The organism is Flavobacteriales bacterium TMED191, from assembly GCA_002171975.2.
Taxonomy (GTDB): Bacteria; Bacteroidota; Bacteroidia; order Flavobacteriales; family TMED113.
On sequence record NHIO02000034.1, the window covers coordinates 20,342 to 35,196 of the forward strand.

The following is a 14,855-nucleotide window of genomic DNA, read 5'->3' on the forward strand; positions in this document are numbered from 1 at the left end:
TAGATTTATCTTAAATTATATTTTTTGTCAACTTCCCCAGTATTATATATTTCAAAATATAATAAACTATTTATATTGTCTCTNCCTAATAAATCTATCCGTTTAACAACTTTTCGACTTGAACTTAAAGGACTCAATTCATTTATACTTATCCATTCTCCAGAGAGTGTTACATTATCTATATATAGATACCCTCCTCTTTCACCACTAAATTCAAATCTAATTATTACATCACTTTGTTCTGCAGCTGATTGAATATTAACAGATTTCTCTAACCATTCATTTTGATTAGGAGTGAAATTATTACCAACATTACCACCATTAGTTGTAATTAATTCTGGGGTATCCCAAGAAGCTCTTTCTTGCCATGTATTACCACAGTCTTTAGAATAAGAGATTACCAATAAATCATCAGATTGATTATTTCTTTGACCATATGCTAAATCAAATAATAATTTAAGAGGNTCACCTATTCCCAAACCANAATTATTTAAGTTTAAAGTGGGTGTATATAAATAATGTTTTTGATTACACTCAAAATACCTACTCCTTATTCTTACTGATCCTGTATTAGAATTCGCTGAAAGAGGGCTTCTAATCCAAGTTGTTTCATTTGTTGGATTTTGAATAGTCCAAGACAAACTAGGATCTGGATTTACTGGGAATTGAGTATTTGAAAAACTTTCATTTAGACTCATAGGAGGTTCATATACAAAATAATTTTTTGTCACTGTGTTTTCCCCACCAGCAGATATAATATTTAATGTAACCTGATATTCACCTGAAGCTGTATAGTTTATGGTAGGATTTTCCTCAGAAGAATACTCAATTTCAGCACCAGGAAAAGACCAGTTAAAAACTGCATTTGAACCCAAGCTTTCTGATGTGTTTATAAATGTAATTGGTGTATTTATACATATTCTATCTACATGGGAAGTAAAAAAATCTATATTAGGAATACATGCTTCAGCGTTATAATTATCATGTGTACCTGTAGCCCAAAGGTTACTGTTTGTCCAAAGATTATTTCTTTGAGAAACTGATGAATTTAAACAGTTCTGCATTCTATTAACTTGTCCAGCAGTAAACATACAAGTACAAGAAGAATAATCCATGAAATTTTGAATATTATCTAAACTACCACAAGTTTGCTGAGACAAATTACATGTTGAATAAGCTCCAATTGTATTAGGGGTATCACTAACATCATCATCATAAGAACAATTCTCAGCTTCTCCATTTGAACTCCACCCCCANGTATGTTGTAAATTAAAATAATGTCCAAATTCATGGCTTAAAGTATGTCTTTTATATGGAGTATTACTTGATGAACCTATACTTCCTAAATATTCATGATTGATGATTATTCCTTCTGCCTCATCGTCCCATAAAGAGCCTGGTAAATATGTATATGCAGCTGCACCTATTGAATTATCTATATCTTCTACGACCCAGATGTTTACATACTTAGAATCATCCCACGCAATTAATTCTTTTATACAATCATTGGCTTGATTAGTCATATTTGACAAAATTCTATTAATGCCATTAGTGCAATTACCATTTGGGTCTAATTTAGCAAGCCTAAATTCAATATTTGCATCACCAATTATATTTTGAAACTCACTAACAACATTCTCTAAATCCTGATTGAGAGTATTATAATCTTCATTTAAGATACTAACTGCATTTTCTATTTGGGCGACTGAAACATTTTCATCTTCCCCTATTGGGTGGCCATCGTGTATAATATGAAATACAATAGGAATGATCTTTGTATTAAACATTCGATTTCTATTGACTGCTTCAGAGATTCTTGCTTGTTGATTTTTAAAATGATCCGAATGAATATATTTTTTCATTACCTTATCAGTACCACAAATTGGCAAAACTTGGCTTAATATAATACTAGATTGAAATATAAAAAGAATAACTATAAAAATAAATCTCATAATTCTCCTTTTATAAAAACTAATTGTCCATTCTTAAAATATATACCATTTTTTAAAGAATGTTCTTCATAGTATTCTCTTCCGTACAGATCAAAAATTCTATAATTGTATAGTTCATCACTCTCGCCAGTAACATCAATTCTATTTTCTATATCCTGCAAAGATCCTATACGTACATTATCAATATATAGCCAATTCCCGCCTAAGTTATTGGAAATATATTCACCTCCAACATTTGTTGTAATTAAAGTGTCACTTTGTAAATAACCCTTTCCTTGAAACTCAAACTTTATCATTAAGCTCGAAGAACCTCTAGCGAAATTAAAGTCTAAGCATATTTCTTTCCAATCAGTAGAATCAATAGGTACATAATTATTAAAATATGTATTTTGATTGGAAACTAAATCATCTGTCGTAAGAGGGTTGTATGGATTAGGCCTATTAATCCAAATCCCATAATTACGTCTTGTTTGAATCCACAGAGTATCTGGAATGACGCTGTTTCCATATAAGTCAGTATAAGGTAAACGTTTTGCATATGATATATTAAAACATAATTTAAAATCTTCGCCTTCAGATGCTTGACTACAATCAATTTCTGGTAACCATATTATTTGCTTAACATTATCAAATCCTTCGCTATAATCCTTACTTCTAATTCTGATTGACTGATTACCATCAAAAGACGCAAAATCATTTTTTTTCCAATTTGTTTCAGTAGGAAATTCATCTAATATGTACCAATTAGGCTTATCTAAGCCTGCATTACTTGGAAAGTCAACACTTTCAAAATCTTCTATTAAAGGGGAACTAATTTTTTCTAAAACAGTTATATAATTTTCTTTTACTAATTCAACACTGCCATTATTATTAGAAACCTTTAAAATAACATCATGTTGACCTGAAACATCATATGTGACTGAGGGGCTTTGTAAGCTTGAAGTAGATGGTGTAGCCCCAGGAAAAGACCACTCATAAGATACTTCACCCTGAACTGTATTATATGTCTGATTTTTAAATAACACAGAAAAACCATTTTGTCCAAGAGACCCAAAATTATCTCCCTCTATTGTAAAAGCTGGAACAGGTATACAGTCTGCATAAGGTTGAGAGAAATAGTAGGCATCATTTGTTCCTGTAAGTTCTAAATTCTCAGATGACCATAAATTATTTCTTGCACCTGAATTAGAATTTAAAGCAGCTATCATTCTTGCTCTTTGACCTTTACTAAACATATATGCACAATTAGTATAATCCATTATATTTGCGACATTATCCAAAGATCCACATGAAACCTGTGATTCATAAGAATAACAGCCTGATGCACCAATTGTGTTAGGAGTGTCATCAACACTATCATCAGTATCACAATTTGTTTCTAAAGAGGGGTCATTGGTACTTCCCCATGGATGAGGAAGATTAAAATAGTGCCCTGCTTCATGAGACATAGTGTGACGTTGCCAATTATTATTACTAGAGGTACCCGTAGTGCCAAAATAATCATGCTGACATAGTATGCCCTCATGATTCGTTGGCGCAGAACCAGGATAATAAGCATATGCTGCTGCACCACTNGCAACATTAGCAACAGTCCAAATATTTAAATACATATCATTGTCCCAATAAGTATCATCCTTCACATTTTCTCCACCAGCTAACGTAAGACTCGACTCATGATAAGTAACACCAGTTGTACAGTTGCCTTGTGGATCTTTTGTGGCAAGCCTAAATTCGATGCCAATGTCAGCAACTATGTCCTCAAAACCTCTAGCCTCAGTAGTAATTATTTGGGCAATTAAATCCCCACTTTCAACAATACTTTGCGGATCATATAATAAATTAATAATACCACCGCTAAAATAGTTGTTAGTTGCATCAGCAATTATAGCAGTGGAAATGTTATTATTATTGACTACACATAAGGTGTCATTTTTTTTTACTGAAACATTATTTTGAACCATCCAATCTATTGATCCATTAACAGATTGAGGAACAAAAATGCTTAAGGTGTCAATATTATTTGTTGTTGTGGAAGGAAGAAAGTCCCCATTACTGTCAATTAAATCATCATTGAGTAAATTAAAATCATCATTCATACTTTGAATAGCAGATTCAATTTGAACCATGTCAATTCGTTCAGGACCATTAAGGTGAATAACATGCACAACTACAGGAATAATATATGTTGTATCTACAATTCTTCCTGCATTATAATTTTTAACAAATTCCTGTGTAAATGATTCCAGTTGATTTAATATAACTTGTTTGTCTGGATTCAATAGTAATTCTTGCTGAACCATTTTATCAGTTGAGCATCTGTCAACCTGACCAAAAAAGTAATTAAAACAAGAAAATACTGTTAATAGTGTGATTACTATTCTTTTCATATTAACAACACAACCTTATCTAATTATAATCATCTCTGACGCACGAGACTCAACTCCTTGAATAGATATTATATAAGAACCTTTTTTATTGATACTAAACAAATCTGAGATTTGTAAATCATGATGTCCTGATTCTAAACTTAATTGCTTCACATCCAATCTTGTACCTAATAAATTTGTTAATGTGATTGAAATATTTTCGTCTTTTAATAAATCAAATGAAACAATTCCACTACCTAAAACAGTAGGATTAGGAATAACTAATAAATCAGTAGTGTTGGTAGTTCTCGTACTTGAAACTTGATCTTGTGTTCCAATTTGTATATTATCTATATACAACCAATTGCCTCCAATAGAGCTGGCCTCAATATAGTCATATCCCATAGGCCCCATATCAACTAAATGAAAAGAATACTGATCTTCACCGGTCCCTTTAAATTCAAACTTAACAATTATTGAAGGGTCATCGATTATAGCTGACTGTTGAATAGCTAAACTCATTTTATATTTCTTCCATTCTCCTCCATCCTCAACTAAACCTGGTTGAGGGTTAAATGAATTAAAATATATTTTATCTGTAGTAATAAGACTTTCTTGAAGACTTAAATAATCACCTTGAACACCCGGTCTTGTAGATAATCTAGGTCTTTCTTTCCAAGTATTTTGAGAACAACTTTTATAAGATATTATCAGTTCATCATGATGAATTGAGAAAGTGTCAACTACAAAACCATCATCATCTTGTGCTGCTGCAGTATATGGTAGCCTTCTTGCGTATGCATAATCAAATGAAATCCATAAATCAGCAACGCCTGTGCCGTCAGGGGCAAATTCAGAGATGTTTAGTTCTGGAGATGAAAATGCATGCGATTCACGCTGAAAATTATAATTTTGACTCTTTATTCTTAATGATGAGTTTCCTACATTTGCAGCATCTTCTGTTCGTTCCCAATGCAGTTCATTATGTGAATTACCTCCCCACCAAACTTCAGAATCTAAATTAGGAAAATCAGCAGATTCAAAACTCTGAGAAAATCCAGCTTCAGCTAATACATTTGTCTCTGATAAAATGGTAATATAATCTACCATAGTAGTATCTCTACATAAGTCTCCATTACAAGCAGATAAGGTAACATCATAGGTGCCTGGTAAAAAATACTCTACCGTTGGGTTTTTTAAACTTGAAATTTCAGGCGATCCACCTTCAAAAGTCCAATTATAAGTAATATTTTCGGTTCTGTAATTGTATGTAAAATCTTGAAAATTAATAGAGCTTCCAGGACAACCTAGGGTAATATCATTCAAGGTTGTAAAATCAGGAATAGGAGTGCAATCTGCATATGGAGTATTATTCCAACTTTCATTGTCTGTTCCGGTAGCAACTAAATTATCTGGTTGCCATAAATACCATCTATTACCAGCTAAACTGTTAGCTGCTGCTAACATTCTTTCAGACTGACCTTGTGTAAACATATGCGCGCAAGATGAATAATCCATAATATTTTGGACATTATCTATTGTGTCATTTGGGAAAAGTGGCGACGGAGCTAGATCCATACAAGTATTTTGATCTAGCGGACAACCAACATCATTTCCATCAGTTCCAATAGTCCATGGAGTGTCTTCAACACCATCATCAATTGAACAATTTAAATCAACATCACCCGGGCTATTACTTCCACCCCAAGGGTGGTCTAAATTAAAAAAGTGCCCCATTTCATGAGGAAGAGTATGTCTAGCCCAATTATAATCTGTTGGACCGCTATCGCTAGCTGTATTCCAATCACCAAAATAATCATATCTACAAAAAATATAATCCCCATATTCACTACTCCCACTTCCCGGTTTAGTAGCATAAGCAGCAGCTGATGACATGCTTTCATCAAAAGTTTTAACCACATAAATATTTACATATTTTTTGTCATCCCAATTAGCTAACTGCATTACTTTTGAACCAGAATTTTCAGTCCAAGGGGATGCAGTTTTAGTAACTCCATATGTACAATTTCCATCAGGATCTTTTGTGGCTAATCTAAATTCCATACCAGGGAAACCTATTCTATTCGTAAAGTGATCAATAACTTCCGATAAATCATCATTTAGACCATTAAAATCTTCGTTAATTCTTGCAATCCCATTATCGATTTGCTCATAACTAATATTTTCTTCTTCAAAATCATGAATGACATGAACAACTACTGGTATGATGTAAGACTCTGATTGTCTACTGCGATCAAGGTTTGAAATAAATTCCTTAGTGAAAATTTCCAACTGATCTAATACCTGTTTCTTTTCTGGGTCAGACAATGCATCTTGCATTAATTTATCAGTTCCACAATACTTTCTTTCCTCGATTTGAGCAATTAAAAAGCAATTGAAAAATAAAAATGCCGCCAACAAGTAAATATATTTATTCATATTTTTTGAGTTAAATCTGTAAATGATTGAACACAAATATACTAAAATTTAGTAAAATATATATATAAATAGTCTATCGGTTTTTATTGCTTTAAATTAGCTAGATGTGTATATAGGTCCATTACTTTATTGCACTTAACAATATTGATCTTCTCGGGAGTATGAATGAGTTTGTTTTTAGATGAAATCACTATACTTTTAAATCCTATCCGATCGGCTTCTTGAATATGGTTTTCAATTCTAGGTATAGGTCTAATTTCACCATTTAGACCCACTTCACCTGCAAAGCATATCTTTGAACTAATAATAAAGTCCTCATTTGAGGACAGAATAGAAGCTATAATTGCTAGGTCCATGGATGGATCTGAGACTTTAATGCCACCAGCTATATTTAAAAAAACATCTTGAGAACTTATTTTAAATCCACATTTTTTTTCTAATACTGCTAACAGAATATTCAATCTCTTTAGGTTAAATCCATTTACAGATCTTTGAGGGGTTCCATATACAGCTGGTGACACTAACGCCTGAACTTCAACTAAAAATGTCTTCTGACCTTCAAAAGTAGAAGCAATTGATGTTCCACTCATTTGTTGTTCACCATCGGTCATTAAAATTGTAGAAGGATTTAGTACTTGTTTCAAACCAGCCTCAACCATTTCATAAACACCTACTTTAGATGTAGATCCATATCTGTTTTTGGAAGCCCTAAGAATTCTATATAAATGTGTTTTTTCTCCTTCAAAATTTAAGACAACATCAACCATATGTTCTAAAATCTTTGGCCCGGCAATTTGGCCCTCTTTAGTTATGTGGCCAATTAAAATAATTGGTGTGTTTGTTTGTTTTGCATATTGAACCAATTCCGAACAACATTGTTTAATCTGACTAACAGATCCTATAGGGGAATCAATCGAATCACTAATTAAGGTCTGTATTGAATCAATAATAATTAGTTTATATGCATTTTTCTCATTAACCATTTGATTACAATGATTAATAATTTTTATAGTTAAGGTTTCACTAAATACATGACAATATTGATTTTTAATTCCTAGACGATCCGCTCTCATTTTAATTTGAGTTAAAGCTTCTTCACCTGAAACATACAATGTGTTACTTTTATGAAGCAACGCAATTTGAAGTAAAAGAGTAGACTTTCCAATACCAGGCTCGCCAGCTAATAAAATAACTGATCCCGCCACGATACCGCCACCTAGTACAACATCTAACTCAGCATCTGAAGTAGAAGTCTTTATTGAAGATTCGTTTTTAATATCTTGAATTAAAGTAGCCTTAGAGGATGGTGAAGAAATACTAAATAATTTTTTTTGTTTTGTTGAAGATTTTATCTCTTCAACAAACGTATTCCATTGTTTGCATGCGGGACATTTACCTAGCCACTTAGCAGCTTCATAACCACAACTATTGCAATAAAAACTTGACTTACTCATTTTAATTATTTTTTTTATGTCTATAAAGTATTAACATTGCAATTGCACCTGACACTAGTATCATAATAGCCTGTGAACTATGAACAATTAGAGCAAAAAAACCTGCAGTCTCATAAGCTATACCAATTGCTGCTAACGCCTTAATAACCAAATAATGATATGAACCTATTCCCGTTGGTGTAGGTACAACCATACCGAGACCACCAGCAACCATAACAAATAATCCCTCGCTTAATGTTAAGTCTTTTAATTCATCAAAACATAAAAAACAAACAACCGTCATAAATAAATAACATGTCCAAATCAAAATTGTATATATTAAAAATAGAAATTTATTTTTAATTGTTTTGAATGACAAAAAACCGTTTTTTAATCCCCTGAAAAACGAGTCAATCCTATCAAGATGATTTTGCCTAAATAAAAACTTCCGTGACTTAATTAAAGCAAATACAAAAAAAAGAATAATTAAGAAGAATAAAACATAAATTAGAGGAAAGGAAAAATCCTGAGAAAAAATAAGAAATTTATCGTGATTTAAAACAAAGGACAAACCAATGCAAAGCCCTAATATAATAAAGTCAATTACACGCTCTAGTAAAACATGACCAAATAAAGAAGAAACAGGTATATCGGTTATTTTATTCAAAGCAGTACACCTAACAAGTTCTCCGCTTCTTGGAATGAAAGAATTAAATAAGTAACCAAAGGCAATAGCTTGAACTAAATAAGATTTTCGAGGATTATAACCCAAGGGCTCAATCAATAAATACCACCTTAAACCTCTAAATATAAACGCTAAATACCCTAGTAGCATTGATAAAAAAACCCACTTAAGTGGTATCTCCTTCAAGGTATTGTTAAATACTAATAAATCAATGTCTTTCAACGAAACCCATAATAAAAATAAGCCTAACAATAAAAATACCGCTGGTTTAAAATATTGGATTAATTGTTTCATTTATTAATTAAATTAGTTTCCTCATTTGGGAAAATGATAGTAGGCGAGTAACTTTTAGCTAATCCTTCCTCCAAAAATGCATATGCCACCACAATAACCTTGTGACCAACTTGCATTTTAAGTGCTGCAGGCCCATTTATACCTATTTGTCCTTCTTTTTGACCTTCGATCACATAAGTTTCTANCCTTTCACCATTCGTGAGATTTAATACTTGAACCTTCTCTCCAGGAATCATGTTAGCAGCCTTAATTAAAGCGGGATCTATAGTAATACTACCTATATAATCAATATTNGCTTCTGTGATTGTAACACGATGTATTTTTGATTTCANTATTTGTACTAACATATTTAGTTGATTGAGATATTATCAATTAATCGAATTTTCCCTACATATGCGGCAATTAAAACACGATATTTTNTATTACGATGTAAATTACTCACAAAGCTAAAATTTTCCAATTCAATTATTTCAAAATAATCCAATTTTATTGATGGATTACTTAAAATATCGCGGATAACCCGTAATCTTACTCTTTGTACTTGAGCTGAATTAATGGATAAAGAGGAGGACTCTTTAAAACAATCTTCAATATTTTCTTTAAAGAAATTGAGTGCAGTATATAAATTTATTGATATTTTTTTATGATCCAAACTTAAATGTTGATTACGAGAACTTAAAGCTAAACCATTTTCATCCCTAATTGTATCAACAGCTATAATAGTAGGTGAGAAATTATATAATTTTTGAAATAAAATAATAAGCCATAATTGCTGATAATCTTTTTCCCCAAAATAAGCCTTATTAGGCTCAACTAATTCAAATAAAATCTTGATAACGTTTAAAACCCCATTAAAATGATCCGGTCGTCTTTGGCCCTCTAAAACATTTAGAACAGTAGTAAAAGCATATTCTATGTTTTGGAATTGGCTTGGATATATCTCTTCATCTGATGGTAGAAATAATATATCACAGTTGGCCTGTTCTAATTTTCTTATATCACCTATCGTATCTTTTGGATAATTAATAAGGTCATTTTTATCATTAAATTGCTTTGGATTTACATAAATCGAACATATAGTAATATCATTATCTCTTTTTGAATTTTGAATCAAAGAGATATGACCTTTGTGAAGAGATCCCATAGTAGGAACAAAACCAATTGATATTGGTTTTGTTCTCAAAACTTTTAGATCCTTTTTTAAGTATTTTCTTTTTCTAATTATTTTCAAAACACAAATCAATAATATATGCTAAATATGCATGATATTTTTTAAAAAGACCACAAATTTTGTTAAATTTGTAGCTCCTAAATTAAAAAAAGATAGATTGTCGATGCAGAAAAGAATTTTAATAGTTTCCCAAGAGGTTACACCATATATTCCAGATGGAACACTAGCACAGAGNGTTTTAGATTTGGCCAAAATTGTTAAGAAAAATAAAAATACAGAAGTTCGTTTATTCATGCCCAAATACGGATGTGTTAACGAAAGAAGACATCAACTTCATGANGTCATAAGGTTGTCAGGTGTAAATATCGTTGTAAATGACATCGACCAACCNTTGATTGTAAAAGTTGCGTCTGTTCCACAAGCTCGCTTACAAGTATATTTTATTGATAATGATGAGTATTTCCAAAGAAAAAATGTACTACATAATAATGATGACAAGCTAATAAGTGACAATGATGAGCGCATGATGTTCTTTTGTCGTGGCGTATTAGAGACTCTTCAAATGCTTGGTTGGAGTCCTGACATTATACATTGCCACGGGTGGTTTACTTCAATGTTACCTATGTATCTAAAAACTATTTATAGTGAACATCCGGTTTTTGCAAACACTAAGATTATCTCCTCGATTTATAAAAAATCTTTCAAAGGAATGCTTAATAAGAAAATTTATGAAAAAATCAAGTTTGATGGTGTCTCTGAAAGCCATTTAGATGTCTTAAAAAAACCTAATTCTGAAAATATATATAAGATTGCTGCAAGATTTTCAGACGGCATAGTGTTCGAAAATAATTACACAAACAATAGTTTATTGGATATTCTTAACTCTAACAACACTCCTGTTTTAACACCTGAATTAGAAACAGAATACTACAATTTTTATCAAAATTTTTTTTCGGAAGCTCTAGTGTAAAGTTATGAACAAAGGTATTTTTTACTTTATAATTACTCTGTCGTGTACATGTCTTTTTTTTTCATGTGAAAATGAAGAATCGATTATTGGTGAAAATTTACTTATAAACAATCAACACGATGTTTTTATTCTTGCTGATAGCCTTGTTGAAATTACTTCTTTTTCTGCAATTGAAGATAGCCTAGATGCTCAAAACTCATCAACTAACTTATTAGGTTCCTACTTTGACCCTATCTCCGGACAAACAAATGCATCATTTTGCTTTCAAATAACATTACCTAATAATGAAATAGCTTTTGATGCAAACAGTATATCTAATATTAGATTAAGATTTCCATTAACTGAATTTTTTGGTGACTCTACAACAAACTTTAATATTAAATTGTCAACTTTAAACCAAAGTATTAATATAGAAAATGATATGCAATACTTTACTACTGACGACTTTGAATCAACACCAATTGAAGGAGCAGAATACTTAATTAATTTATCTGAAATTTTAGATTCTAATGCATTAATTCTGCAACTTCCTACAAGTTTTGGACTTAATGAAATCCTCAACCTATCATCTGAAGCATTATTAAATAGTGAATCATTTACCGAAGTATTTTATGGGTTCAAATTAGATGTTCAACCCATCATCGATAATGGCTCAATTATCTACCTTAACTCATCAAGTGAAGATGCTACTTTACAAATTGAGTATACAAATAATAAAAACGAAGATGTTATAACTAACTTTCCTATTAATTCGGGTGTAAGATTAAATCACGTTAATCATGATTATGATGAATCATTACCAATAGATACTAATTTGTTATTTCTACAATCAATGGGAGGGGTTTTTTCAGAACTAGATTTTTCTTTTTTAGAAAACTATCAGGATTCAGGTTTCATCGTCAATGATGCAACCTTAGAATTATCTGTGTTTGAAGAAAATCAAAACTTCAAAATCCCGCAGCAACTTAATCTCTATGAATACTCTAATAACAACTTAATTTCTATTGAAGGGCTAAGTGGAGGTATTTTATCTTCCGATAACTCTTATGAATTTGATATTACTAGACATATCCAAAAAATACTTTTAGAAAACCATAATCCTATATGTCGACTACATACATATCAAAGATCATCTAATGCGGATAGAGTCATTCTAAATAAAACTATAAAACTAACTTTAATCCTCATAGAAGGTTAAAATGTGTGGGATTGTTGGATATATTGGACCTAAAAATGCTGTACCCATTGTCCTTACAGGACTAAAAAGATTAGAATACAGAGGCTATGACTCTGCAGGTATTGCTTACATTCAAAATAACAATTTAATTATTCAAAAAAAATCAGGAAAAGTTAAAACTCTTGAAAACTCATTNTCTNATAATTTAGNGTCAAATATCTGTATCGGTCATACNAGATGGGCAACTCATGGTTCACCCTCCGATCTAAANGCNCATCCACATATGTCCATGAACCAAAANCTGTCAATTATACATAACGGTGTCATTGAAAACTATTTGTCGATTAAAGAAGGATTAATAAAAAGAGGGTATAAATTTAATAGCGCAACCGATACAGAGGTATTAATTAATTTAATTGAAGAAGTTCAAAAAAATGAAAAAACTGATTTATTTAAATCAATCCAATTAGCTTTATCTCAAGTTGTTGGTGCATATTCGTTAGTTGTAATTGACAAAAACAATCCTCAAAAATTAATTGTTGCAAAAAAAGGCAGTCCTCTTTTAATTGGTGTGGGAAATAAGGAGAATTTCATAGCCTCCGACCCATCTCCTTTCGTGGAATATACAAAAAATGTAATCTATTTAAATGATGATGAAATTGCAGAAATTAGTCATGAGGAAATAATAATTAAGACAATACAGAACAAAAGTAAGACTCCATATATTCAAAAGTTAAATATTGAATTAAAAGCTATAGAAAAAGGAAACTATGAAACTTTTATGCTCAAGGAAATATATGAACAACCTCAAGCCATTATTGAAACACTTAGGGGCAGAATTTCCTCCGATTTTAACCTTGTACGACTTCGAGGTCTAAATGAAAATATAAACTTTCTAAAAACTGTTAAAAAAATTATAATTATTGCTTGTGGAACTTCATGGCATGCTGGACTTGTGGGAGAATACCTCATTGAAGGCATTTCTAGGATTCCAGTCGAAGTAGAATATGCCTCAGAATTTTTATATCGTGACCCATTGATTTCAACAAATGACATGGTTATTGCAATATCCCAATCAGGTGAAACTGCTGACACCTTGTCTGCGCTAAAATTAGCAAAACAAAAAGGAGCATTTGTTTACGGAATATGTAATGTTGTTGGCTCGTCCATTGCTCGTTCTTCCGGAGTTGGCACTTATACTCACGCAGGTCCTGAGATTGGTGTTGCATCAACCAAATCTTTTACTTCACAAGTAACTGTACTAATTTTAATTTCTCTTTTTCTAGCCAAATTGAAAAAAAATATTACAAACGAAGATTTTACAGATATTACAAAAAATCTTTTTTTAATAAGTGAAAAAATGAAAGAAACACTTAATAATGTTCATATTGACATCAAACAATTAGCAAAAATGTATAAAAACGCTAAGAACTTTTTATATTTAGGAAGAGGGATTAGTTTTCCTGTTGCATTAGAAGGAGCACTAAAATTAAAAGAGATATCATATATACATGCTGAAGGCTATCCTGCAGCTGAAATGAAACACGGACCAATAGCTCTAATTGATAAGAATATGCCTACCGTTATAATTGCTACAGATAAATCTAATTATGATAAAGTGTTAATTAACGCAGAAGAAATAAAAGCTAGATCTGGTAAATTAATTGCAATTGTAAAAGAAGGGGACTCCAAAATGTCAAAAATTGCAGATCACATAATTAAAATACCCGAAACACACCAATTCCTAACCCCATTATTAACTACAATCCCACTACAACTTTTATCATATCAAATTGCAAAACTTAGGGGTTGTGATGTGGATCAGCCAAGAAATTTAGCTAAATCTGTTACGGTTGAATGAAATTGACTTAATGTTTTGTAGATGAGGTTTGTCTTGTATATTTTGAATTATCAAAACCAAGAATTGGTAAAAAAATAAATGGTAAAATCAGTGATATTATATATAGATACTTTATACTACAAAAAACTTCACGAACTTATAAGCACCAATAATTTACTTATTAAGTTTACATGTATTAACACCTAATACTCTATATATATAACACGTTCCGACTATTGAGTTAAATAATAGAATCACACCCAGTATTCCAAGAATCATAGAGTAGGTTGTACACTCAAGTACAAAAGGAGTTGGCAATAAAAATAGTGAAATAATAAATCGAACTATTCTTTCTGATTTGTTTTGATTTGTTAAAAATAATTTCATACTATAAAACTAATTATTTGGTAGATAGAAATTATCTAACCACAAAATTATTTATTAATGATTACTTTTTTAGTAATGGAATTATTAAGTTGGTTTATATTGATAAGATAAACTCCGTTGTATAAAGTTTCTGTATGGAAG

General features: G+C 31.2%; 12 protein-coding genes. 3 read left to right on the forward strand and 9 right to left on the reverse strand.

The features are described 5' to 3' along the window. Positions 1 to 5: 5 nt before the first annotated feature. The 7 genes from CBD51_003670 to panC form a co-directional block, all read right to left on the reverse strand. Positions 6 to 1,952, reverse strand: coding sequence for a PKD domain-containing protein (locus CBD51_003670; GenBank protein ID RPG59165.1), 1,947 nt, complete (start codon positions 1,950 to 1,952; stop codon positions 6 to 8). Further along, the gene (locus CBD51_003675) at positions 1,949 to 4,339 is read right to left on the reverse strand and encodes a hypothetical protein (GenBank protein ID RPG59166.1); all 2,391 of its coding nucleotides are present in this window, start codon (positions 4,337 to 4,339) and stop codon (positions 1,949 to 1,951) included. Before CBD51_003675 ends, CBD51_003670 begins: the two co-directional genes overlap by 4 nt. Positions 4,340 to 4,354: 15 nt before the next feature. Continuing rightward, positions 4,355 to 6,757, reverse strand: a complete 2,403-nt coding sequence (locus tag CBD51_003680) for a PKD domain-containing protein (protein RPG59167.1) — start codon at positions 6,755 to 6,757, stop codon at positions 4,355 to 4,357. Positions 6,758 to 6,840: 83 nt separating this feature from the next. After that, the gene (gene radA, locus CBD51_003685) at positions 6,841 to 8,217 is read right to left on the reverse strand and encodes a DNA repair protein RadA (GenBank protein ID RPG59168.1); all 1,377 of its coding nucleotides are present in this window, start codon (positions 8,215 to 8,217) and stop codon (positions 6,841 to 6,843) included. Further along, positions 8,213 to 9,169: a UPF0104 family protein gene (locus CBD51_003690; protein ID RPG59169.1), complete on the reverse strand. Its 957-nt coding sequence runs from the start codon at positions 9,167 to 9,169 to the stop codon at positions 8,213 to 8,215. The genes radA and CBD51_003690 overlap by 5 nt, the downstream gene beginning before the upstream one ends. Continuing rightward, complete coding sequence (locus CBD51_003695; protein RPG59170.1) at positions 9,166 to 9,516, reverse strand: aspartate 1-decarboxylase; 351 nt, start codon at positions 9,514 to 9,516, stop codon at positions 9,166 to 9,168. The genes CBD51_003690 and CBD51_003695 overlap by 4 nt, the downstream gene beginning before the upstream one ends. Before the next feature lie 2 nt (positions 9,517 to 9,518). Further along, entirely contained in the window at positions 9,519 to 10,418 is a 900-nt protein-coding gene (gene panC, locus CBD51_003700; GenBank protein ID RPG59171.1) for a pantoate--beta-alanine ligase, read from the reverse strand. 13 nt (positions 10,419 to 10,431) lie between these two features. Between panC and CBD51_003705 the strand changes: the two genes are divergently transcribed. Genes CBD51_003705 through glmS form a run of 3 tightly spaced genes read left to right on the forward strand, consistent with a single transcriptional unit; the run spans position 10,432 to position 14,348 of the window. Then, positions 10,432 to 11,310 carry a glycogen synthase gene (locus tag CBD51_003705; protein RPG59172.1) on the forward strand — a complete coding sequence of 293 codons (879 nt, stop codon included), beginning with the start codon at positions 10,432 to 10,434 and terminating at the stop codon, positions 11,308 to 11,310. A gap of 4 nt (positions 11,311 to 11,314) precedes the next feature. Then, positions 11,315 to 12,508 carry a DUF4270 family protein gene (locus CBD51_003710; GenBank protein ID RPG59173.1) on the forward strand — a complete coding sequence of 398 codons (1,194 nt, stop codon included), beginning with the start codon at positions 11,315 to 11,317 and terminating at the stop codon, positions 12,506 to 12,508. Between the two features lies 1 nt (position 12,509). Beyond that, positions 12,510 to 14,348 carry a glutamine--fructose-6-phosphate transaminase (isomerizing) gene (gene glmS, locus CBD51_003715; protein RPG59174.1) on the forward strand — a complete coding sequence of 613 codons (1,839 nt, stop codon included), beginning with the start codon at positions 12,510 to 12,512 and terminating at the stop codon, positions 14,346 to 14,348. Between the two features lie 153 nt (positions 14,349 to 14,501). Here the strand turns inward: glmS and CBD51_003720 are convergent, their stop codons facing one another. After that, on the reverse strand, positions 14,502 to 14,714 hold the full coding sequence (locus tag CBD51_003720; protein RPG59175.1) for a DUF2892 domain-containing protein: 213 nt from the start codon (positions 14,712 to 14,714) through the stop codon (positions 14,502 to 14,504). 47 nt (positions 14,715 to 14,761) lie between these two features. Continuing rightward, positions 14,762 to 14,855, reverse strand: a 94-nt coding sequence (locus CBD51_003725; protein ID RPG59176.1) for a T9SS C-terminal target domain-containing protein, incomplete at its 5' end; no start/stop codon positions are given.

Bases quoted from the DNA above. Each gene is read 5' to 3' on its own strand.
- CBD51_003680 (RPG59167.1), bottom strand. From the start codon at position 6,757: ATGAATAAATATATTTACTTGTTGGCGGCATTTTTATTTTTCAATTGC.
- CBD51_003690 (RPG59169.1), bottom strand. From the start codon at position 9,169: ATGAAACAATTAATCCAATATTTTAAACCAGCGGTATTTTTATTGTTA.
- CBD51_003710 (RPG59173.1), top strand. From the start codon at position 11,315: ATGAACAAAGGTATTTTTTACTTTATAATTACTCTGTCGTGTACATGT.
- CBD51_003720 (RPG59175.1), bottom strand. From the start codon at position 14,714: ATGAAATTATTTTTAACAAATCAAAACAAATCAGAAAGAATAGTTCGA.